The organism is Shewanella sp. AS16, from assembly GCF_021412365.1.
In the GTDB taxonomy this organism is placed as follows: domain Bacteria; phylum Pseudomonadota; class Gammaproteobacteria; order Enterobacterales; family Shewanellaceae; genus Shewanella; species Shewanella salipaludis.
The window spans coordinates 40,480-63,497 of sequence record NZ_JAKCLK010000008.1; the positions used below are offsets into that span (position 1 = coordinate 40,480).

Consider the following 23,018-nt stretch of genomic DNA (forward strand, 5'->3'; position numbering starts at 1 on the left):
TTGAAGCCCATCCTCCCTCAAAAAAAAAAAGCGCCTTACGGCGCTTTTTTTCTTTAGGCTACTACAAGCTTAGAACTTGTAAGTCACGCCACCATAAATTTGACGACCTATAGTGTCGTAAACTTCTGGTACTGTGCCGCCGTCGCTGCCGTTACTCACTGTCGATGGCTTCTCGTCTGTGAAGTTCTTCACGCCGACGCTCACTGTCAGTGCATCCGTTGCATGGTAAGTACCAGTGATGTTGTGATACAGCACTGAGTCAGACTGACGAACCGCGGTAAATGGCTCATCGTTGGCGTCGTAATCCGTGTAGATATCATCCATGGAATCGATGAAGCGGTTGAAGTAAGTTACGCTCCAATCGCCCTGACCCGCTTGAATGCTGAAGTTGTTACGGATCTTGGCGTAGGCACCGAAGTTGCCGTCGATAGTTCCGGTATAATCATCTTTATCTTGCTCGAAGTTCAGCAGATAAGTCATGTCGTTGCTGATTTTCCAATCCAGACCCAAGGCTTCGAAGCCATAGGCCAGGTTGAAATCGATACCACTGGTATCCTGAGTCCCTACGTTGGTCAGAGGATTGGTGAAATCGTCCAGGTTACCGTCCAAGGTGATCTTGAAGGTTTCACAGGCTGTAACATTGCCGGCATGACACTCGTTCAGACCGGTTTGCGCATCCAGACGCGTGATGGCGTTAGTGACCTTGAAACGCCAGTAGTCCAGCGTCACAGACATGCCATCGATGAAGCTTGGTGAGTACACCAGACCCGCGGTATAAGACTCAGACTCTTCAGGCTTCAAATCCGGATCTGAGGTGTAGTTAACCTTGATCTGTGGATCTTGCTCATTACCCCAAGGATCATCGAGATAGTCGAATGAACCTGTATTGCCGCCGAACAGCTCGCTCACGTTAGGTGCGCGGAAACCGGTCGCAGCAACGGTACGAAGCATAAGCTCATCTGTCGCTTCATAGGTCAGGCCTATCTTCCAGGTAGTCGCCTTGCCGAAGGTAGAGTAATCGTCGAAACGCAGGGCAAATTCACCGGTCAATTTCTCGGTGAAAGGCACGCTCACTTCCTGGTAGAAAGAGATAACGTTGTAGTTGCCATCGGTAGGATCTTGTTGGGCAGAGGTGCTGTCACCGGCAACAACCACAGGATCCGGGTTGTAATAACCGCTCTCACGACGGTATTCGGCCCCGATAGCGAAACCTACGGCACCGGCGCTGAGATCGAACAGCTCACCGTTCAACACACCGGCAACTGTGTGTTGCTCGTTGCCGCCATCGGCTTGTTGGAAGTAGCCTATGTCACCCATGATGTCTTGAGTCAGAGGCTGACCGCTGAACCAGGCATCCTGGTTGGCGTAGACAGATTGCTCCATCTTGGTGGCATTGATCGAGTTGTCGACTGTGGACGACGCCTTGTTCTTGCCGTAGGTGTAAGACACATCCCAGTTCATGCCTGTGTTGATGTCCAGCGAACCGGCTAAATCTACTGAAGCGCGGTAAGTATCTGTGTCCTGCGAGCTGATACGTGGACCCACATCGCTGGTACGGCGGCGGTATTCTACCCGGCCTGTCTTGTCGGCCTCAATGCCGCCGGCTGTCATGGCGCTGTCCAGGGTGATGCACTTGGCTGCATCGGCACCAGGCGCACCACAGACGTCCAACATAACTGAGGCAGGCTGAGCCGCCATCTGTTGGTTGGACTTACGCTTGGTGTACAGTATGTCGCCTGTCAGCACTAAGTCGCTGCCCAGATCTTGGGTCATGTTGGCAAACAGACTGTAGCGTTCGCTTGGCGTCTGATAATAGCTGTCTTGGGTGAAGTCGTAACCTGTTGTACGCTTAACCCAGTTGCCGTTGGCGTCTTGTACCTTGCCGCCCAAAGTGCCGGTTGGGATATAAGAGCTGCTACCTGCCTCGGTCCAGGCGCGATCAGATTGGATCACACTCTTACGGTCCGAGTAAGCGGCACCGAAGGTGTAGTTACCTGAATCTGTGTTGACGCCATACAGGGCGCTCATCTCGGCTGTTTGGCCATCGCCTCTGTCTGTGCCGCTGCCATTAACATCCAGCAGCAGACCGTCGAAGTCTTTCTTGGTGATGATGTTCACCACGCCGGCGATAGCGTCGGAACCGTAAACGGCAGATGCACCGTCTTTAAGGATTTCAACCCGGGCAATCATGGCAACTGGGATGGAGTTCAGATCCACGGCACTGTCGGCGCCCGTGCCTGAGCTGACCATGCGGCGACCGTTGAGCAGTACCAGGGTACGCTCGGCACCCATGCCGCGCAGATCCACCTGAGCCGAACCGCCGGAACCGTTGTTGGAAGTGGAGCCTATTGCGGCACCCGCCATGGAAGTTTGTGCCTGCAGCAACTGGTCGACTGAGGTGAAGCCTTCGGCACGAATGGCGCTGGCATCGATCACAGTCACAGGCGAAGCCGTTTCCATATCCTGGCGTTGGATACGTGAACCTGTCACTTCGATGCGCTCAACTTTGGCTTCGCCTTCGGCGGCGACAGCAGTTTGAGAGGCAACGAAGGCTGAAGTTGAAAGCGATGCGATTAAGCCAAGCTTAACGGCATCGGCCAATTTGGTTTTCTTGATCATAGATAAAACTCCCTTACTACCTAGTTTATTTTTCTAATCATTCGACGTCTTATTAGTGCATTAGCGCACGACGTTGCACGATACTGAAGTTTCACCTTTGCCCCGTCAATCACCCCGATTTTTAACCTATGGAGGGCATTTTGTTACCCAAAAGGTCTCAATTTGTTAATTACAGAGAAACGACCCGGCCATGGCGGGCTATTATTTATACGCACCAGCATAAAAAATCAGCCAAACTTTAAAAGAGCAGTGATTCCTGCTTGTTAAAACCCAACGAGTACGCAACATTGTAAAATAATAAAAACGTGACACCGGTCACAAAAAAATGCCATTTATCGAATGCATCACTCGAAAAAACTGCATAAACAACCATCGAATAAGCTTTTGATACAAGACGTTTACTTTCAACCCTCGGCAAGCCTGTGCCTGCCAGGCCAAGGCCCATTGCGGCGCCAAGCCGGGGAAGCGATACCTTTGTTAATTTCTTGTGCATGGCTTGAGACATGGGAGATAGGGAGTGGCAGACAGACGTTATGCCAATAGCTAGGCTGTGCACTGTGGATATGCATGAAGGCAAGACAGGCAGCTATAGATGAGGGCTACTGTGCTTAATGGGCATTGGATGCTAGCCGCAGCTTGCCGGAAACAAGAAGAGAGCCTAGGCTCTCTCAGTCTTGCAACTCGACAATCCCCATCAACGCCTTGGCAGCCTGCTATTCAGGCTTGATTATCTCGAAGTGTTGGTAGGCCCGCGAAGTGGCGATACGCCCCCTGGGGGTGCGCTGCACGAAGCCCTGTTGAATGAGGAAAGGCTCCAATACATCCTCTATGGTTTCCCGCTCCTCACCTATGGCGGCGGCCAGGTTATCCAAGCCCACGGGGCCACCAGCGAACTTGTCTATGATGGCCAGCAAGAGTTTCCTGTCCATGTAGTCGAAGCCCTCGGTGTCGACATCCAGCAAGTCCAGCGCCTGCTCGGCAACAAACTGACTGACCTTGCCCTGGTGCTGCACCTCGGCATAGTCACGCACCCGGCGCAGCAAACGGTTGGCTATACGCGGCGTACCGCGGGCACGGCGGGCAATCTCGGTGGCACCGCCGGCATCTATCTCCAACTCCATCACCTGGGCCGAACGGGTCACTATGGTGGTCAAATCCTTGAGGTTATAAAATTCCAGCCGCAGCGGTATGCCGAAGCGGGCCCGCAGCGGAGAGGTGAGCGCGCCGGCTCTGGTAGTGGCACCGACGAGGGTGAAGGGAGGCAAATCCAGCTTGATCGAGCGCGCCGCCGGCCCCTCGCCTATCATTATGTCCAGCTGATAGTCTTCCATCGCCGGATAGAGGATTTCTTCCACCACTGGGCTCAAACGGTGTATTTCATCGATAAATAATACGTCGCCGGCTTCCAGGTTAGTCAGCAGCGCCGCCAGATCGCCGGCCTTTTCCAATACGGGACCCGAGGTGGACTTGATGCTGACCTCCATCTCGTTGGCGACTATCATCGCCAGGGTGGTTTTACCCAATCCGGGAGGACCGTAGATCAGCATGTGATCCAGGGCCTCGCCGCGATTCCTGGCCGCCTGGATAAACACCTTGAGCTGCGCACGGGTGTCGTCCTGGCCCGTATATTCATCGAGCAACTTGGGGCGCATGGCCCTGTCGATGGATTCGTCCAGGCCTACGCTCTGGGGTTGGATCAGTCTGTCTGCCTCTATCATGCCGATTCCTTATGCCTACAACATTGATTTGAGTGCGGCTTTGATCAAAGTTTCGCTGTCCATGCCTTCCTTGAAGGCGGCGGACACAGACTTGCTCGCCTGTGGCGGCTTATAGCCGAGGGAAATCAAGGCCGCTATGGCATCCTCTTCGGCCGTATTGACAGTTGGAGCCGGGGTAAAGTTGGACTGCAACACAAACTCACGCTCCGAGCCTTGTGATGCCGCCATCAGGCTCTTGAGCTTATCGCGCATCTCGACCAGCAAACGCTCGGCGGTCTTCTTGCCGACACCCGGCAGCTTGACCAGAGTCGCTATATCATCACGCTCGACGCAGCCGACAAACTCGCCCGCCGTCATCCCGGACAATATGGTTAAGGCCAACTTGGGACCGACACCGTTGGTCTTGATCAACAAGCGAAACAGCGCCCTTTCCTGCTTGGTAATGAAGCCATAGAGCAGCTGGGCGTCTTCGCGCACCACGAAATGGGTGTAGAGCACAGCCTGTTGATTGATCTCCGGCAGCTCATAGAAACTGGTGAGCGGCATCTGCAGCTCATAACCCACACCGCCGACATCCAACAATATTTCCGGCGCCTGTTTTTCCAGCAACACGCCCTTGAGTCTACCTATCATTTATACCTTCCGTATGTTCTGCTTCTCGCCCTGCCGCTCAATGCCACCAGGCTCTGGCCGGTATGATAATGGCATACCGCCACTCCGAGTGCATCGGCGGCGTCGGCCTGGGGAGTTGCGGGTAATTTCAACAACTGTTGGATCATATGCTGTACCTGGGCTTTTTCCGCCCGTCCAGTGCCCACCACGGCGCTCTTGATCTGAGTGGCACTGTATTCCGCCACAGGCAGATTGGCAACTGTGGCCGCTACTATGGCGGCACCACGGGCCTGGCCCAGCTTCAACGCCGAATCGGCATTCTTGGCCATGAACACACGTTCGATGGCGAACTCATCCGGCTGGTACTGACGAATAATTTCGGAGAGGCCATCGAAGATCTGTTTCAGCCTGCCGGGAAGTTCATCGGAAGAAGTGCGAATACAGCCACTGCCTAAATACAACTGGTGTCGCCCCTGGCATTGGATCACCCCGTAGCCTGTGATCCTGGATCCCGGGTCGACCCCTAAAATAATGGCCATAGGTTCCTTAATAACAGCCGCTATTCCAGGCTGTCCATGATCTCATCGGAGATCTCGGCGTTATGATAGACTTCCTGCACATCGTCATGCTCCTCGAGGGTATCAATCAAGCGCAGGAACTTGGCCGCGGTATCGGCATCCAACTCCGCCTTGGTCGAGGCTATCATGGCTATCTCATCATGAGCAGGCACAAATCCAGCCGCCACCAGCGCATCTTTGACGCTGTAAAAATCTGCCGGCGGGGTAAACACATCGATAGACATGTCGTCGTTGGTGACCACATCCTCGGCACCCGCCTCCAATGCGGCGTCCATCAGGGCATCTTCGTCGACGCCGCTCTCATAGGAAAGCACCCCAAGTTTGGTAAACAGGTAGGCAACAGAGCCGTCTGTGCCCAAGTTACCGCCGGACTTGTTGAAGGCATTGCGCACCCCGGTCACAGTGCGGTTGCGGTTATCTGTCATGGTTTCGACCATCACGGCCGTGCCACCCGGACCATAACCTTCATAGATGATGGTTTCCAGCTGCTGGCCTTCCAGCTCGCCGGCGCCACGTTTGATGGCCCGCTCGACTGTGTCGCGGGTCATGTTGCCGCCCAGCGCCTTGTCTATCGCGGTACGCAAGCGGGGATTGGCATCGGGATCTGAGCCTCCTTCACGGGCGGCGACGGTCAACTCGCGGATCAGTTTAGTAAACAGCTTGCCGCGTTTGGCGTCTTGTGCCGCCTTGCGGTGTTTGATGTTGGCCCATTTACTGTGACCTGCCATAATCATTCTCCTCTGTATCGCCTGTTGTCGACACTATTAACAGGGATAAAAACAGACCGAGGCTTGCGCCCCGGTTTATTTACACTTATCAGTCCTGGTGCTTCTCGTCACCCTGCTCATCGCCGGCAGCTACTTTTTTGACCACCTCTATGCCCAAATCGGACAACTGCAGCGGATTGGCAAATCCGGGCGCATTGGTCAGCGGACAGGCTGCAGTGGTGGTTTTCGGGAAGGCCATCACATCACGGATAGAGGTCGCCCCCGTCATCAGCATTATGATGCGATCCAGGCCGAAGGCCAGACCCGCATGAGGCGGGGTGCCGTAACGCAGGGCTTCGAGCAGGAAGCCAAACTTCTCTTTGGCTTCTTCGTCGCCTATCCCCAGGATGCGGAATACCGCACTCTGCATATCCTGATTATGGATACGCACAGAGCCGCCACCGAGTTCACAACCGTTGAGCACCATGTCATAGGCATCCGAGACGCGGTTGGCCGGATCCGCTTCCAGTTCTGCCGCCGTCACGCCACGTGGGGCGGTGAAGGGATGATGCACTGCGTGGAAGCAGCCATTGATCTTCTCGAACATGGGGAAGTCGACCACCCATAGCGGCCGCCATTCACCTTCGAGCAACTCAAAATCTTCACCCGCCTTCAGACGCAGGGCGCCCATGGCTTCGGCAACCACCATGGCCTTATCCGCACCGAACAGCAGGATATCGCCACTCTGGGCGCTGGTACGCGCCAGGATGTCGTTAACGATCGACTCGTTGAGGAACTTGAGCACGGGCGACTGTATGCCTTCCATGCCGGCGTCCAGATCGTTGATCTTCATCCAAGCCAGGCCCTTAGCGCCATAGATGCCGACAAACTTAGTGTATTCATCTATTTGCTTGCGGGAAAGCGAGGCGCCACCCGGAATGCGCAGCGCGGCGACCCGCCCCTCAGGGTCGTTGGCCGGGCCGTTGAACACGGCAAACTCGACCTCTTTGAGCAGATCGGCAACGTCGACCAGTTCCAGCGGGTTACGCAAGTCCGGCTTGTCGGAACCGAAACGGCGCATGGCCTCGTCGTAGCTCATGCGCGGGAACTCGCCCAGGTCCACATTCAGCAGCTCGAGGAACAGGCCGCGCATCATTTCTTCCGTCTTGGCCATCACCTGCTCAGAGGTCATGAAAGACGTTTCTATGTCTATCTGGGTAAATTCGGGCTGACGGTCGGCGCGCAAGTCTTCGTCACGGAAACATTTAACGATTTGATAGTAACGATCGAAACCGGACATCATCAGCAATTGCTTGAACAACTGTGGCGACTGCGGCAGCGCGAAGAACTGGCCCTTATAGGTACGGCTGGGGACCAGATAGTCACGGGCACCCTCGGGAGTCGCCTTGGTCAGGATAGGGGTTTCTATGTCCAGGAAACCATTGCCATCAAGGAAACGCCGCACGGCGCTGGTCACTTTTGCACGGAAAATCAGACGTTCGGCCATTTCAGGGCGACGCAGGTCCAGGTAGCGGTACTTGAGACGCTGCTCTTCACTGTTATGCTGATGTTGGTCCATGTTCAGCGGCAGCGGATCGGCGGCATTGATTATGGTCAAGGCCTTGCCCAAGACTTCGACTTCACCCGTCTTCATATGGGCGTTGACTTGGCTGTCGGGACGGGCGCGTACCAGGCCTTTGACCTGGACACAGAACTCACCGCGCAGCGTGCTGGCGACTTCGAAAACCTCAGGCAAGTCGGGGTCGTAAACGACCTGGATCAACCCTTCGCGGTCGCGAAGATCCAAAAACACCACGCCGCCGAGATCGCGACTACGGTTCACCCAACCCACCAGGGTAACTTCTTCTCCAACGTGAGACTTATTGACGTCTCCACAATAATGACTGCGCATCTAGCCCTATCCTTTGTTCCTGCAACCTGTGCTCTGGAAATGATCAAAACGAGATAAAAGCGGCATTATAATGAAATAATGCCGATTACCAAACTACTTAACGCTTAGGCGGCGAAGTATCAGACAGTTTTTTCCCCCTGGCCAGCGCCTGAGGCGGCCAACTCCCACGAGCGTTCAAAAAACCAGCTAACCGACCCGATAACAGCTGCCGCCACTCTCCTTGGCCAAGGAGCTGAGCTGCACCGCCCGTTTGAGTATGTCGATGGCGGTGTCGCCGTCTTTGGGATAGAAGGCCACACCTATACTGGCCGAAACGGCATCCTTGCCCTGCAATAACTCAGCCGCCGTCGTCAATCCATGTAACAGGCTATCGACCAGCTGGTACACTTGGTCGCGGCCATGGATCCTGTTGAGGATCAGCACAAACTCCTCGGCGCCGAAGCGAGCGACCGTATCCGACTCCCTGACCGCGTCCTGCAGCAAGCCGGCGACTATCAGCAGTATTCTATCCATTTCCTTGGCGCTGCGGGCCTTGGTCAGGCGTTTAACTTCATCCAGCCCGACAAATACCAAAGCGAAACTTCCCTGCTCACGCCCATGCATCAACACCGCCTGCTGCAACCTGTCATCCAGCAAATGACGGTTTGGCAAACCTGTCAGGCGGTCGCGGTTGCCCAAGAGCTGCAGCTGTTTCTCTAACTTGCGCCGCAGTTGCGCTTCGGCGCCATGACGGCGATAGATGAGTAACCCCACCAGGGCCAGGCCCAGACTCAAGAGGCTCACCAGCAAATAACTCAGCCAGCCTGACATCTGCAGCGGCCCATGCCCTGCATCTGCCGTCAGCCAATGCTCGTAGATCCGCTGCTGCCTGGGTTTATCCAGCATGCCCAGCGCCATATCAATCAGCGGCACCAGCTCGGCATACTTGGGATTGATCCCCAAACGACTGTGCTGATCGGAAAAGTCGGCCAGCAAAGACAGCTTGAGCTCCCCGAAATGCCCCCCCTGCAGGCGCTGGGCCAGGGTGACCACCTTGTCGATAAACACATCGGCCTTGCCGTCGGCAACCGCTGCCAGGCCGGCATCCGAGTCGGCCACCAGCACCAGCTTGAGCCCGGGTTGCAGACTCATCAACAGGGGCACCAGGTGATAACCTTCCACCACGGCGAGCCGCTGGCCCGAGAGTTGCTCCAGGTTAAAAACCGACACCTGCTGCAGCCGGCTGACCAGGGCCCAAGGCGATGGCCAATAGGGGGCACTGAATGCCAGGCTCTGTTTGCGCTCGGCCGTTTCGGCAACGCTGCCGGCAATATCTATGTCGCCGCGGAGCAGTGCCTGGATGAGCGACTGCCAGTCATCGAAGGCCAGGGGCACTAGCTTGAGACCCAGCTGCTCCGTCAGCAGCTTGGCGACATCGCTGTTGATACCGGCGAACTTACCGGCAGCATCTGTGAATTCCATCGGCGACCAATGCTTGAGATAACCCATTTTCAACTCGCCCAGACCGGCAAGATAGGCTTGCTGGCTGTCGTTGAGCACCACCCGCTTGTCTGCCCCGGTGAAGATCAGATCCTGGGGATTCAACATCCACTTGCGTTCGATCGCCGCCAGTTCCTGCAGACTTATGCTGTTGAAGCCAGAGGCGACCCGTTGCGCCAGGCCCTTTTCATCTTCGCGGGTCAACACATAATTATTGGTGCTGAACTCCAGCATGGGCGCCTGGTGAAAATCCCCCCAGCCCTGGGTCAGCAGCAGGTAATGTGACGTCAGCGCACCCGAGGCGACAAAGCCAGTGATGTCGCCCTTGCGCGCCGCCGCCGTCATGGCCGCCATGCTGTCGTAGAAACGGATCTGGGTCTCAGGCAGGGCCTGGCGCAACTGTGCCAGGTAGGGAGAAGTAGGAAACACGCCTATGCGTTTGCCCTTGAGCTCGGTCAAGTCCGTCAGTGGCTGCTGGTACACGAACAACCTGCTCTTCATGGTATAGAGGTTCCATACCCGCTGCAGACCCGAGTTGAGTTCATCGTTTTCCGGGTAACCTATCTGCACGTCCGCTATGCCATTGCGCACGTCTTTGAGGCTGCCATTCATGTCGCTGGCAACGAAGTCGATGCTGATGCCGGTTTTTTCGGACCAGAGTTGCCAAATGTCGACAAACAGTCCGTGTGGCTGGCCATCCAGCCCAAGATCCCCGTAGGGCTCGGCCCCGAGCGGCATGGCGATGCGGATCCCCGCCTGTTGACGCTGGTAACCCAACCAACGCCGCTCGGCTTGCTGAATGAAATCCTTATCCAGTCGCGCAAAGCCTGAGTCGATCTGCGCCAGCAACTTGTGCTCGCCCTTGCGTACCGCCGCCCGGATTGGGGTCTTCTTGATGGCGATACGGATATTGGCCGGGAAGCTGTTCATTATGTCCTGCTGCAGCCCTTGATCCCTCAGGTACCCTTCCATGCCGGCGAAGATATAGAGTTCTCCCCTGGACACAGCCTCCAGCAGGGCCTCGCGACTCGGGTAGGTCTTGAGCATCAATCCGGGTTGCAGGCGTTGCAGCTCTGGAATATGGGCCGAATCTGCCACCACGCCTATCTGGTAGGGCAGCAAATCCTTGAACTGTTTCTTGTCCTTGAGGCTCTTATGCAGATAGAGATAGGTGCCGACTTCGGAGATGGGGGCGGAAAAATCAAACTCGCTGCTGCGTTGCGCCGTTTTCCCCAGGCCGATATGCACCTGGGCGTGTCCTTGCCTGAGCTGCTCCAAGGACTCGGACCAATGTCTGGCCACGAACACCACTGGGGTTGCCGTGACTCTGGACCACTCCTGCCAGAGTTCGACCAACAGGCCGGCAACCTCTCCCTGATCGTCAAGGAATTGAAATGGATAACTATCTTCCCCGGCAACTATGATGAGGGGCGGCGTATTGCTCCCGGCGCTGCCCTTGGCAGCGTCTATGGCGACGTCCATGGCAGCGGCCTTCGCCGTGCTCTGCAGCGCCAGCAAGAAGGTGCAAAAGATAACAACCAAGTGAATTACTCGCTTCAAGCGCTGTCCCTAGTACCTTAAGTACCTGTAAAAAATTTGTTGTTTCCAAGGTATTAGACAAAAATTTATCGCAAATTGCCAGCAGGATACTTGCTGCTCCTCGACCTGATTGGCTAAAATGCCTAATTGAACCCACCCAATAACGCCCAGATGAACTCTACTCAAGATACTCTCTACGCTCAAGCGAGCGAACACATCAGTGACTTTCAGTTTGATAATAGGGTAGCAGGTGTATTCAGTGACATGATCCGCCGCTCGGTTCCGGGTTATACCCAGATCATCAATACCCTGGGCGACTTCGCCAACAACCTGGTCACCCCAGACAGCCGCGTCTATGATCTCGGCTGCTCGCTCGGGGCAGCCACCTTGAGTATACGCCGGCAGATCCAGGGCAGAAACTGCCGCATCCTGGCCGTGGATAACAGTCAGTCGATGATCGAGCGCTGTCAGGAAAATCTCAACGCCTATGTCAGCGATACCCAGGTGGATCTCATTTGCGGTGACATACGGGATATAGAAATCGAAAACGCCTCCATGGTAGTGCTGAATTTTACCCTACAATTTTTGCCACCCGAGGATCGTGATGCCCTGATCACCAAGATCTATCAGGGACTGAATCCCGGTGGTCTCCTGGTCCTGTCGGAAAAGTTATGCTTCGACGATGCCCCGATCCAGGCACTGCTGGAAGAGCGTCATCTGGACTTCAAACGCGCCAACGGCTACAGCGAGCTGGAGATCAGCCAGAAACGCAGCGCCCTGGAGAACGTGATGAAACCCGATACCCTGGCCACCCATGAGCAGAGGCTCAAGGCCCAGGGCTTCAGCCATTTCAGCCTCTGGTTTCAATGTTTTAACTTTGCCTCTATGGTGGCCATCAAGTGATCAGCTTCAGTTCGTTCTACCAACAAATCGCCGACTCCAATCTGCAACACTGGCTGGAAACCTTACCCTCACTCTTGGGGGAGTGGCAGCGGGAACATAAACACGGCAACTTGCCCAAATGGGAAAAGGTGCTCAACAAGCTGCACTACCCAGATGCCGATAGCCTAGACTTAGTCGACAGTGTCACCATAGGTTCGGGCAAGCAGTTGGCGGCGGGCCAGCAGGAAAAACTCGAGAATTTATTGCGCCTGTTTCAGCCATGGCGCAAGGGGCCATACCATATTCATGGCATACACATAGACACGGAGTGGCGCAGCGACTGGAAATGGGACAGGGTCAAGCCCCATATTGCCCCCCTGACCAACCGTACCGTGCTGGACGTAGGTTGTGGCAGCGGCTACCACATGTGGCGCATGCTCGGCGCCGGAGCCAAACGCGTCGTGGGTATAGACCCATCGCCGCTGTTTCTCTGCCAGTTCGAAGCGGTCAAGCGCCTGGCCGGTCAACAGCATCCGGTGCACCTCTTGCCTCTGGGCATAGAGGAATTGCCCCCCTTGGACGCCTTCGACACTGTATTCTCCATGGGCGTGCTCTATCACAGGCGCTCGCCCATAGATCATTTGTTGCAACTGAGAGATCAATTGCGCACCGGCGGTGAGTTGGTCCTGGAAACCTTGGTGATAGACGGTGATGAGAACGCCGTTCTGGTACCCCAGGATAGATATGGCAAGATGAATAATGTATGGTTCATTCCTTCGATTGCCGCTCTCATCCTCTGGTTGGAGAAATGTGATTTCACCGATGTCCGCTGTGTCGATGTCGATATGACCTCGCTCGCCGAACAACGCAGAACCGATTGGATGCCGAATGAATCTTTAGTCGATTACTTAGATCCAAATGATGTCAGTCGCACGGTAGAAGGTTATCCGGCCCCCAAGAGGGCGACCATAATAGCGGTAAAAAACCAACCGAATCATGACTTGATCTAGCCGGAATGCAAGAAGGAAAGACTATGTTAAAGCAGATGATCGCTATCGCTGTCACCGCCACCCTGGCTAGCGGCTGCACCAGCACCCAGGCGCCCTCCCAAGCGCCTGTCCCCATAGACGCCGCCGCCTTGAATACCGCCCTGACAAAGCAGCAGAGCGACATAATAGAAGGGGTGCAGCAGCACTGTCAGTCAGATCTTGGCCCCTTGAGTACCCTGACACAGGATGTACAACAGCAACTGAAAAAGTTACAACGACAAGTTACCCAGTTGCAGAACACCCCCAAGGTTCCCGAGCCCGCAGTGCCGGACCAATGCGAAACCTCCCCCATAGGCGAGAAGTTTATCTTGGGGGAAGTGGAGAGTGTGATGGTCGATGAGCTCAATGCCAATTTTGCGACCCGCATAGATACAGGCGCCGAGTCCTCTTCCATCGACGCCCGCAACATAGTGGTGTTCGAACGCGACGGTCACAAATGGGTCCGCTTCGATGTCCTGACCCAAGGCAATGATGCGCCGCCGCAGACCTTCGAGTCCAGGGTAGTACGTTTCGTGCGCATCAAACAAGACGCAGACACGGACGATGATCGCCGTCCCGTCATCCATGCCCATCTCAAGATAGGCAAATATGCCGCCGAGACAGATCTCAACCTGACAGATCGCAGCCACCTGGACTATCCGTTGCTACTCGGGCGGAAATTCATGAAGGATATTGCCGTGGTCGATGTGGGTCAGAGTTATGTCCATGGTAAAGCGAAGAACCAAGTGACATCGGCATCACAATAGGAGCCAGCATGCATTCACGTAAACCCTTTTACCTCTTCGTGGCACTGCTCTTCGCCCTCGGGCTCAGTGCCAGCATCTACCGTGGCATAGAGCATCACGTTCCCTTCCTGCCCGGCGAACAGGTGCAGAGCTGGACGGTCGATGCCAAGGTCAGCTTTCAGGGCAAGGGTGAACCGGCCGAAGTCTCCTTCTCCTTGCCACAGGACCCGGCCTTCGAGATCTTGGTCGAAAATACCACCTCCCCTGGCTATGGCCTGACCATAAGCAATAACGAACACGACAGACGCGCCGTCTGGTCGACCCGCAACGCCATAGGCAAACAGGACCTCTACTATAAGGTCACGCTGATCCCAACGGGTCAAACCCAAATAGCCGCACCGGACACACCGCCAGCCGTGGAAGAGTATCTGTGGCCGGCGACCGAACAGACGGCGGCCGAAAAAGTGATAGATGAAGTCTGGAGCCGCAGCGCCAGCAACCTGACCTTCGCCCAGCAACTCATGGCGGTGATCACAGGCAAGGACAGAAGCCAGAACGTGGAGTTGCTGCTCTCGAGCCAGAGTCCAACCAAGTTGTTTGTCCGTATGCTGCACAGCAAAGGCATTCCGGCGATGGAAGTCAACGGCTTGTATTTGGAAGATCAGCGCCGGCGCCAGCAATTGTCCAGCTTCGTCGAAGTCTACCATAAGCAGCAATGGGTACTGTTCGACCTGAATAAGGGGACCCAGGGCCGCCCCAACAACCTGTTGTTATGGGAACGCACCGGCAGATCGGTGCTCGATGTCATGGGCGGGGTCAATTCCCTGGTGAATTTCTCCATGTTGCAGGACACACGTTCGGCGCTCGCGACCTCCATAGATATGATGGTCAACAAGAATGCGCTGGACTTTTCCCTGTATCAGTTGCCGCTGGAAGAGCAGAGCCTGTTTAAGAGCATACTGTTGATCCCCATAGGGGTGCTCATGGTGGTGTTCTTGCGTGTCATCATAGGGATCAAGACCTCGGGCACCTTCATGCCTGTGCTGATCGCCCTGGCATTCATCCAGACCACCCTCTTGACCGGTCTGATAGGTTTCCTGCTGATCGTCTCCTTCGGCCTGATGATCCGCTCCTACCTTTCTTACCTGAATCTGTTGCTGATCTCACGCATCTCGGCGGTGATCATAGTAGTGATAGGCATCATAGGCCTGTTCACCATGCTGGCCTATAAGTTTGGCCTGAGCGAAGGTTTGACCATCACCTACTTCCCCATGATCATTCTCGCCTGGACCATAGAACGTATGTCGATCCTCTGGGAGGAGCAAGGCGCCAAGGAAGTCGTCATGCAAGGCGGCGGCAGCCTGTTGGTCGCCACCCTGGCCTACCTGGCGATGAGCGCGACCTGGGTGCAGCATTGGGTATTTAACTTTCTCGGCATGCACTTGGTGATCCTCGCGTTGGTGTTGCTCATGGGCCAATACACGGGCTACCGGCTGCTCGAACTCAAGCGCTTTAAACCTCTGGCGGGAGAATAAGCATGAAATACGCCTGGCCCTGGCAGTTGCGCCGTAATGGCGTGCTCAACATGAACATGCGCAATATCAATTATATTGGGCGTTATAATCCGCGGAAACACTATAAGCGGGTCGATGACAAGCTGCTCACCAAGCAGCTGGCACTGGCCAATGACATAGCAGTGCCGGATCTCATCGGCGTGATACGTGAACAACACGAAATCGCCGACATTCCCGAAATGGTCCGCGGCCGCAGCGGTTTCGTGATCAAACCCGCCAAGGGTTCGGGTGGCAAGGGCATACTGGTGATCACCCATGTAGAACATCACCGCTATTACAAACCCAATGGCCATGAGATCACCCCGTCCGAAGTCGACCGCCATGTTTCCAACATTCTCAGCGGCCTATTCTCCCTCGGCGGCAAGACGGATGTGGCCATAGTCGAGGGGCTGATCGAATTCGATCCCGTGTTCGACGGTTACAGTTACGAGGGCGTGCCCGACATTCGCCTCATCGTCTTCAAAGGCTTTCCCGTGATGGGCATGCTCAGGTTGTCGACCACGGCCTCGGACGGCAAGGCCAACTTGCATCAGGGCGCCGTCGGTGTCGGCCTGGATATCGCCACAGGACAAGGCTTGCATGCGGTCCAGTTCGATTGCCCGCTCGAGCATCATCCGGATACAGGCAAAAGACTCATAGACATCAAGGTGCCCCACTGGGATACCCTGTTGCATACGGCTTCGAGCACCTATGAGATGTGTGAACTGGGTTATCTGGGTACCGACATGGTGTTGGATCAGCGCAAGGGCCCCTTGCTGCTGGAACTCAATGCCCGTCCTGGGCTGGCCATTCAGATAGCGAACGGTAAGGGGATTTTACCCAGACTGAGACACATAGAGGCCATGAGAGGCCCCAGCATGTCACCGGAGGAAAGGGTGGCTTATGCCAAGACGCATTTTAGCAGCAGTTCTGTATTTTAGTTTGCCTGCGGTGGCCCAGGCCACCAGCACACCCATCAGCCTGCTGGTCGAGCAGTGCCTGCAACTGTCCCAGGAACTGCCCTCCGTCGCCCCCGGGGCGGATCCCGACCGGCTGGCGCTGGCGTTCGAACGTCAGACCCTGGCACTCAATAATGTCAACGACAGGCTCAATTATTACCGGGGTTACCGGCTCACCCCGGACGACAGTCAGGCGCTGCTGCAATGTCAGCTGTTCCTCGCCGACACGCTTCAGGGCCTGCTCGCAAGCCACGAACTGACTGACTTAAGCCTGGCGCTGGCTGAAGGCGACCGGACCCAGCGCCGGCTGGCCAAACATCTGGCCCTGCTGCAACAGCAAAGCTGGCCGCGGGAGCGCAAATCGCAACTGCATACGGCCCAGACAGGCATAAAGCAAAACCTCGACAGTCAGGACCTGAGTCTGGTGATCGCCGCCGAGCAATGCCAGTTACCCTCGCCTGTTCCCTCAAGCCCGGCGCCCGAGATGGCCTCAACCAGCGAGCCCCCGGCGGCCGACGCCCCCCCAATGAGCAAGCAGGTGAGCAAGCAGGCAAACAAGCCCAGCTTAGATGTCAGCATCGCCGCTTATCTCATGCATCAGAGCGACGACCTATGCCGCTTCAGGGTGTGGCAGGCTTATCAAACCCGGGCCACAGAGCGTAACCGCCAGGCGTTCGAGCGCATCTTGGCGCTCAGTGCCTCCCAGGCCGAGGAGGCGGGCTTCAGCGACTTCAGCACTTATCGCCTGGCAGGACAGCAACTGCATACCCCTGAACTGGTCAAGGCCTTTCTCGATGGCCAAACCCGGCAGTTAACCCTCAGCCCCTGGGATCTCGGGCGGGCGCTGGCAACAGCCCCCAAGGCAAATACCGCCGGGTTGCAGGAGAGCACAGCACAGGCCCTGCTCGAACAGAGCTTCGAGGCCATGAGCGCCCTGGGGCTGAGCTTCGAGCCTGTGGCCGAGCGGCTCATCCGCGTCTGGCATAGGGGACGCTTATTGGGCGAACTATTCCTGGCGCCAGACGCGCACCAACAAGGCACCAACAGCTACCGCCTGATGCGCCAGGGGGTGCTGGGGCAGCAATTCGGTCAAGGGTCACTCAGCCTCAAGCCCAGCTTGTCCTCACCCAGGGATAGGCGCGCTGCCCTTGCCGCCATAGCCCAGGCGGTGACGGCGCTGGGAAAGAGCGGTCATGCCTATCTGCTCAATGCGCAGGGCAGTTCCCAGGACAGCAACCATGTCCCTGCCCTATGGCTGCAATACTATCTGGAAGCGGCATTGGGCCTCTCAGCGCCGGCTGAGCCCAGCCGTGAAGCATTGGCGCTGAGCTATAGCGAGCAGCTGAACGTATTTCGCGCCAAGGTGGCACTGAGCAGCTATCAGGCGGATACAGCCAAGAGCTACCCGGATCTGGCGGCACAGTTCAGCGCCAGTTTCGCCGCAAACTGGCCCTCGGTCGAAGATTATCCTTACAGTTTCAGTGCCATCGCCTTCGAAGGACCGCTCTATTATCAGCGTCTCTGGCAACCGGCACTGGCCAAGCTTATTTATGCCGAGACCAAAGAATGTCTGGAACCGGCCCGGGTCTTCGCCATCCTGACCATCAACGAGCCCGGTCTGTCCCTGGAGCAACAACTCGGCAGCTTGATGGGTGAGCCCGTCGACCCTGCGTCCTTAATAAGGAGAGTCAACCATGTTTCAGCCAATCAAAACAGCCAGCCTGGCGCTTGCCCTCATTAGCTGTGCCGTGTGTGCCGAGCCGCCCCAGCCACAGAGGCCGCTCCCACACGACCCCACCCTAGTCTACCAAGAGATCCAGGCCAACCTGGAGCAGCATCTGTTTCAACTGCCTCCCAGGGTGCAGGGACATTACGGCATTCGCCTCTATCGGATGACCGGCGACCCTCAATATGCCAATGCCGCACTGGTAGACTTGCTGGCGGTGACCGAGGCGCAAAGTTACTACGCCTGCCGGTTGGAGAACCCGGATTTCGTCCGCCGCGAAGCCGCCGCCGCGATTGCCGCCCTGGGGGATGATCCCAGGGGCGTCGCCCGCAGGCAGGCGCTGGCTCCTTTTCCCGAGTTCATCTTTTATACCGAATTCTTGCTGCGCTTCGCCAGTCGCACCCAGGCGTTGGGGTTCACGGGTCCATGCCATGACAAGTTGCTAAGCGCACTCAAGCGAACCGACCTGACCCAGGGGCTGACTGACAAGGCCATGATCCGGGCCTGGGCGGCGCAACTGGTCAACTACGCCTATTGGGCGAAGCAACTCGGGGTGGGTGATTACCTCGCCGACTATAAGCGGGCCTTCATCGCGACCTACCCAGACGATGACGACATACACTTGTCCCAGGCGCAATTTCGCAACAAGCTCTATGGCATGACCCACTTCATCTTCGCCGCCAGCGAGTATTACCAGCATACGGTTGACGCCAAGGAATTCGCCTGGATTCTGGATTACTTCAGCGGGAACATAGAGCGCATTCTCAGGGATGCCACCGAAGATATCATCGCCGAGGTCGGGATCAGCTTCCTGCTGGCAGAGCGCTACGACAGCGAGACAGTGGCTCAAACCCGGGACTTTATCGCCAAGGCATTCAAGCCCGGCAGCCGGATGATCCCCTCGCCGACGGGGGATACAGATCTTGCCAAGGGCGAACACAGAAACGTATTGGCCATTATGTTGCTCAACTGGCCACAGCGACTGCATCCAGGCCCCTACCTGAGCCGGCTGCCTGTCACTCAAAAAAATCTGCCCAAGCAGGTCACGCCTCTGGGGGCCGCCCACTGAGGCCTGGCTAAGGGTCTGGTTCCGACTCGCCTGCCATCCCTGGCCGCGAGCGGCAACCGGACCCTGGCGGACAAAAGGTTTGAAAAAATCGTAAGAAAGCGCCATTATCTTGCTCTACCCGGCCATTTTTTAAGACAATTATCCCATCACTATGACCCGAGCCAAATCTACCTTAGAGCAATGGCGCATCCTGCAGGCCGTCGTCGATCATGGCGGCTATGCCCAGGCGGCGGAACAGTTGAATAAGAGCCAATCGTCACTCAATCATGCCGTCGCCAAGTTACAGCATCAGCTGGGCATCCAGCTGCTGGAGGTCAAGGGGCGTAAGGCCTATCTCACCAAACAGGGGGAAGTCCTGCTCAGGCGTTCACGCCACCTGACCCAGGCCGTCGGCGAACTGGAGCAATTGGCCAGCAATCTGGAGCAAGGCTGGGAACCGGCGCTGACCATAGCCAGGGAGATCATCTATCCCATGGAGATGCTGGTGGCGGCGCTCAAGGCCTTTTTGCCCGACAGCCGCGGCACCCGGGTCACAGTGCTGGATTCGGTAATAAGCGGTACCCAGGAACTGATACGGGCGCAGAGCGTCGACATCGCCATCAGCGCCAGCACGCCCAAGGGCCACATAGCCGAGCCTTTGTGTGAACTGGAGTTCTATCTGGTATGTCACCCGTCCCATCCACTGGCCCAAGTCGGCGGGATCGAAGATGATAAGCTGCTGGCACAGCATCTGCAGTTGGTGATCAAGGACACAGGGCCGCAATCGGATACCGACATGGGCTGGCTCAAGGCAGAACAGCGCTGGACGGTCTCCAACTTTCACGAAGCCAAGGTGATCCTCGGTCAGGGCATAGGTTTTTGCTGGATCCCTGCCCCCATGGTTGAAGCCGAGCTGGCCAACGGCAGCCTGCAACGACTCAAATTACAGGGCAGCAGCAGCCGTAAGCTGGTGCTCAGCCTGGTTGTCCCCAACAGAGACAGACAGGGGCCGGCATGCAAGTTGTTGGAAGGCCTGATACTGCAGCAACATGGAGGCACAACCGATGTTGCCGGCAGCTGTGATCTGGTTTAACAGGCTCAGCGACTGTTGGTCTGCTGTCACTTGAGGATGCCATAGTCGGCGCGCCATAAAATGCGAGGACCTACATGACATGGGTCCTCGCCGTCTGAACCGAATGACTCGCCGTCTTAACCGGGTTATTTAATGGCTATTCGGCGTTTCTCTTCCGCTACTGGCTTAGCCTTGGGCGCAGTCAGCTTCAGCAGACCATTGTCGAAACTGGCGCTGATATCATCGGCGGTAACATTGGTGCCTATATTGAAACTACGGCTGAAGTAACCGGTTCTGCGTTCTTTACAGATAACTTTATCTTTTTCAGAGGTTTTCTCTTCAGCGACTTGTGCTTCTATGGTCAACACACCTTCTTCTAACTGTACGTTAATGTCGTTTTTCTGCACCCCTGGCAGCTCGGCAATGATTTCGTAATGATCCTCTTTTTCAACAACATCGACCCTTGGCCGGAAAAAGTTGGCATCATCACCATTACGCTTCAGAGTCAGTGGCAGTGGTAGAAAATTGTCAAAGATGCGATCTACATCCAACCAGGGATCTCTGGGGATCAGGTTCATATTGTCCTCCTTATTTTTGTTGATTGAAACTCACACTGAACTGAAGGAGAACACCTCCTTCACTCCTAACAATAGCCCCGAATAGTCCGGCTGCAAGCCAGTGAAAAGCGGCCAGCTGTAGATTTTACTGTACAGAAATAGCCGCCAGGAAAAGGCTGTCCGAGCGTCAAGTTGACAGGCCTTACAGGACTAAATAACGAGGTGCAATTTTGTTGGCCGCTGCCCAGAAGTGAACAAAGATACTTCTCAATACGCCCCTGCGTAAAAAATAAGCTACAGCCCGACTGACAGCCTTGGCGTCACCCAAACCCAAGCCCGGAGGTGACTCTTGCCCAAGATGTTGGCAACTGGCTGGTGATGGCACCTTCGCCGCCTGCCCGGCCATGTCTTCATAGACGGACCGACTGTCCCGGGGCGGTTTCCAAGCCGCGATCCTGGCGGCAAGATAGCGCCGGGCCTGAGGTCATTGTTTCTGTTTCAATATTTTTCATTTTTGTCGAACAAACGAAAAAATCCCGTCTAATCTTAATATTAACTCTGGGACTGAGACATCACACCATGGATGTCACACCCTGAACCTACACTTGGTGCGAATCGTTGGCTCGGCTCAGATGGCACCCGAGTGGACTTATTGCAATGCAGGAGATGGGTATGGAATCGCTCAAAATATCCGACTATATGAACAGACATCCGGTCACCTTCACCACAGACATGACAGTGGCCCAGGCCGTTGAACTGTTTCTGAAGGCCAAACAGATAGGCGGCCCTGTTATCGACGAGCACAGGCATGTGATCGGCTTCCTGTCGGAGCAGGATTGCCTCAAGAAGATGATCGAGGCCACTTACCTCAACGAATACCATGAGGTGGTCGGCGACATAATGCACCTGGAGCCCTTGACCGTCCACGCCAATGGCTCGGTATTGGATATCGCCCAACAGATGACCCACGCCAAGCCGAAGATTTACCCGATACTGGATGAAAATGAGCAACTGATCGGGGTGATCAACCGCTCGGATGTCCTCAGGGCGATAGATAACCAACTCAAATCCATGTATGAGAAGGGCCACACCCGCATGGTATGAAGGACTGCGGCCCGGCCCCGGCAGAGATTTGAGACTGTGGCTCCGGGGCAAAGGCCGACAAAAAAACCATAAAGTCAATTATCTACTATGCTTTAGCCGAGCGCGTTAGTTGCATCATGCGTTGCTATTTTGGGAAAGGACACTATCAAGAAGGCGCGAATTCATGCTCCCAGCCAGCTTTGTGTTTTATGCGGTTGCCATCGTTATCCTGACGCTAACCATGTTGTTGGTCTCCCATGTGCTGAACCCCATTACACCAACCAGAAGCAATAACTACCCGTTCGAATCCGGCATAGTCCCCGTGGGCAACACCGACATACGTTGGAGCGTGAATTACTTTCTGATCGCCATCTCCTTCGTGATCTTCGACATAGAGGCGGTGTTCCTCTATCTATGGTCGCTGGTGGTGTTGGATACGGGCTGGCCTGGGCTATTCACCGCACTCTTCTTTATCTGTGCCCTGCTCATCGCCCTGCTCTATGAAACCAGGCAACACGCCTTCGACTGGGGAAAAAGGATGACAGGAGTATAACAAGATGCGCTGGCAACTCACTCAACCCGAGATAATCCCGACACACACTGAAACCCTGCAAGAGGTGGTCGAGAAGAATATTCTGGTCACTCGCCTGGAAGACTTGGTCGCCTGGGGCAGAAGCAACTCGCTCTGGCCGTTCAACTTCGGCCTGTCCTGCTGTTATGTCGAGATGGCAACGGCCTTCACCAGTCGCCACGATATCGCCAGATTCGGCGCCGAAGTCATACGGGCCACGCCAAGGGAGGCGGATCTCATCGTCATCTCAGGCACGGTGTTTCTCAAGATGGCACCGGTTATCAAACACTTGTATGACCAAATGCTCGAACCCAAGTGGGTCATCAGCATGGGCTCCTGTGCCAACTCAGGCGGCATGTACGATGTCTACAGCGTGGTACAGGGCGCGGACAGCTTCCTGCCGATAGACGTCTATGTCCCTGGCTGCCCGCCAAGACCCGAGGCGCTGATGTACGGCCTGACCCTGCTGCAGCAGGCGATAAGAGACGGCTATTCGAGACAGCAAAGACCGCTGAAACGGGTCGTGAGTGCCGAAGAGATCCAGGCTTTCGCCTGTCGCAGTCTGCGCGATGAAAAAACGCCGCAGCGCGTCCGGGCCGACAAGCTGGCACCACCGGATGGAGTCTGAG

The 23,018-nt window shown here is 55.9% G+C and carries 20 protein-coding genes; 11 read left to right on the plus strand and 9 right to left on the minus strand.

The genetic code is table 11. The features are described from left to right. Nucleotides 1-69: 69 nt before the first annotated feature. The 8 genes from LZP73_RS16075 to LZP73_RS16110 all read right to left on the minus strand — a co-directional run bounded on the left by LZP73_RS16075 (nt 70) and on the right by LZP73_RS16110 (nt 11,185). On the minus strand, nt 70-2,619 hold the full coding sequence (locus LZP73_RS16075; protein ID WP_234235986.1) for a TonB-dependent receptor plug domain-containing protein: 2,550 nt from the start codon (nt 2,617-2,619) through the stop codon (nt 70-72). A 238-nt stretch (nt 2,620-2,857) separates the two neighbouring features. Further along, nucleotides 2,858-3,112 (minus strand): hypothetical protein, encoded by a 255-nt coding sequence (locus LZP73_RS16080; RefSeq protein ID WP_234235987.1) that lies wholly within the window; start codon nt 3,110-3,112, stop codon nt 2,858-2,860. Nucleotides 3,113-3,332: 220 nt separating this feature from the next. Then, nucleotides 3,333-4,337 (minus strand): Holliday junction branch migration DNA helicase RuvB, encoded by a 1,005-nt coding sequence (gene ruvB / locus LZP73_RS16085; protein ID WP_234235988.1) that lies wholly within the window; start codon nt 4,335-4,337, stop codon nt 3,333-3,335. A gap of 15 nt (nt 4,338-4,352) precedes the next feature. Then, nucleotides 4,353-4,970 (minus strand): Holliday junction branch migration protein RuvA, encoded by a 618-nt coding sequence (gene ruvA / locus LZP73_RS16090; RefSeq protein WP_234235989.1) that lies wholly within the window; start codon nt 4,968-4,970, stop codon nt 4,353-4,355. Then, nucleotides 4,967-5,488 carry a crossover junction endodeoxyribonuclease RuvC gene (ruvC, locus tag LZP73_RS16095; RefSeq protein ID WP_234235990.1) on the minus strand — a complete coding sequence of 174 codons (522 nt, stop codon included), beginning with the start codon at nt 5,486-5,488 and terminating at the stop codon, nt 4,967-4,969. The genes ruvA and ruvC overlap by 4 nt, the downstream gene beginning before the upstream one ends. Before the next feature lie 20 nt (nt 5,489-5,508). After that, nucleotides 5,509-6,255 carry a YebC/PmpR family DNA-binding transcriptional regulator gene (locus LZP73_RS16100; RefSeq protein WP_234235991.1) on the minus strand — a complete coding sequence of 249 codons (747 nt, stop codon included), beginning with the start codon at nt 6,253-6,255 and terminating at the stop codon, nt 5,509-5,511. 88 nt (nt 6,256-6,343) lie between these two features. Beyond that, a complete protein-coding gene (gene aspS / locus LZP73_RS16105; RefSeq protein WP_234235992.1) occupies nt 6,344-8,146 on the minus strand; it encodes an aspartate--tRNA ligase in 1,803 nt (600 codons plus the stop codon). 186 nt (nt 8,147-8,332) lie between these two features. Then, nucleotides 8,333-11,185, minus strand: coding sequence for a transporter substrate-binding domain-containing protein (locus tag LZP73_RS16110; RefSeq protein ID WP_234235993.1), 2,853 nt, complete (start codon nt 11,183-11,185; stop codon nt 8,333-8,335). A gap of 150 nt (nt 11,186-11,335) precedes the next feature. Between LZP73_RS16110 and cmoA the strand changes: the two genes are divergently transcribed. From cmoA to LZP73_RS16150, 8 genes are all read left to right on the plus strand, one after another. Then, nucleotides 11,336-12,067, plus strand: coding sequence for a carboxy-S-adenosyl-L-methionine synthase CmoA (cmoA, locus tag LZP73_RS16115; protein WP_234235994.1), 732 nt, complete (start codon nt 11,336-11,338; stop codon nt 12,065-12,067). Next, nucleotides 12,064-13,056: a tRNA 5-methoxyuridine(34)/uridine 5-oxyacetic acid(34) synthase CmoB gene (gene cmoB / locus LZP73_RS16120; RefSeq protein ID WP_234235995.1), complete on the plus strand. Its 993-nt coding sequence runs from the start codon at nt 12,064-12,066 to the stop codon at nt 13,054-13,056. Before cmoA ends, cmoB begins: the two co-directional genes overlap by 4 nt. A gap of 23 nt (nt 13,057-13,079) precedes the next feature. Next, nucleotides 13,080-13,841, plus strand: coding sequence for an ATP-dependent zinc protease family protein (locus LZP73_RS16125; protein WP_234235996.1), 762 nt, complete (start codon nt 13,080-13,082; stop codon nt 13,839-13,841). A gap of 8 nt (nt 13,842-13,849) precedes the next feature. Then, nucleotides 13,850-15,355: a UUP1 family membrane protein gene (locus LZP73_RS16130; protein ID WP_234235997.1), complete on the plus strand. Its 1,506-nt coding sequence runs from the start codon at nt 13,850-13,852 to the stop codon at nt 15,353-15,355. A gap of 2 nt (nt 15,356-15,357) precedes the next feature. Next, nucleotides 15,358-16,314: an alpha-L-glutamate ligase-like protein gene (locus tag LZP73_RS16135; RefSeq protein ID WP_234235998.1), complete on the plus strand. Its 957-nt coding sequence runs from the start codon at nt 15,358-15,360 to the stop codon at nt 16,312-16,314. Next, nucleotides 16,277-18,073 (plus strand): M2 family metallopeptidase, encoded by a 1,797-nt coding sequence (locus tag LZP73_RS16140; protein WP_234235999.1) that lies wholly within the window; start codon nt 16,277-16,279, stop codon nt 18,071-18,073. The genes LZP73_RS16135 and LZP73_RS16140 overlap by 38 nt, the downstream gene beginning before the upstream one ends. Next, a complete protein-coding gene (locus LZP73_RS16145; RefSeq protein ID WP_234236000.1) occupies nt 18,027-19,127 on the plus strand; it encodes a DUF3541 domain-containing protein in 1,101 nt (366 codons plus the stop codon). Before LZP73_RS16140 ends, LZP73_RS16145 begins: the two co-directional genes overlap by 47 nt. 151 nt (nt 19,128-19,278) lie before the next feature. Further along, nucleotides 19,279-20,199, plus strand: a complete 921-nt coding sequence (locus tag LZP73_RS16150) for a LysR family transcriptional regulator (protein WP_234236001.1) — start codon at nt 19,279-19,281, stop codon at nt 20,197-20,199. Nucleotides 20,200-20,324: 125 nt separating this feature from the next. Here the strand turns inward: LZP73_RS16150 and LZP73_RS16155 are convergent, their stop codons facing one another. Then, nucleotides 20,325-20,756 carry an Hsp20/alpha crystallin family protein gene (locus tag LZP73_RS16155; protein WP_234236002.1) on the minus strand — a complete coding sequence of 144 codons (432 nt, stop codon included), beginning with the start codon at nt 20,754-20,756 and terminating at the stop codon, nt 20,325-20,327. A gap of 651 nt (nt 20,757-21,407) precedes the next feature. Here LZP73_RS16155 and LZP73_RS16160 point away from each other — a divergent pair. The 3 genes from LZP73_RS16160 to LZP73_RS16170 all read left to right on the plus strand — a co-directional run bounded on the left by LZP73_RS16160 (nt 21,408) and on the right by LZP73_RS16170 (nt 23,017). Beyond that, nucleotides 21,408-21,839 (plus strand): CBS domain-containing protein, encoded by a 432-nt coding sequence (locus LZP73_RS16160; RefSeq protein WP_234236003.1) that lies wholly within the window; start codon nt 21,408-21,410, stop codon nt 21,837-21,839. A gap of 163 nt (nt 21,840-22,002) precedes the next feature. Continuing rightward, nucleotides 22,003-22,371, plus strand: coding sequence for an NADH-quinone oxidoreductase subunit A (locus LZP73_RS16165; protein ID WP_234236004.1), 369 nt, complete (start codon nt 22,003-22,005; stop codon nt 22,369-22,371). 4 nt (nt 22,372-22,375) lie between these two features. Continuing rightward, the gene (locus LZP73_RS16170) at nt 22,376-23,017 is read left to right on the plus strand and encodes a NuoB/complex I 20 kDa subunit family protein (RefSeq protein ID WP_234236005.1); all 642 of its coding nucleotides are present in this window, start codon (nt 22,376-22,378) and stop codon (nt 23,015-23,017) included. Nucleotide 23,018: the final 1 nt, after the last annotated feature.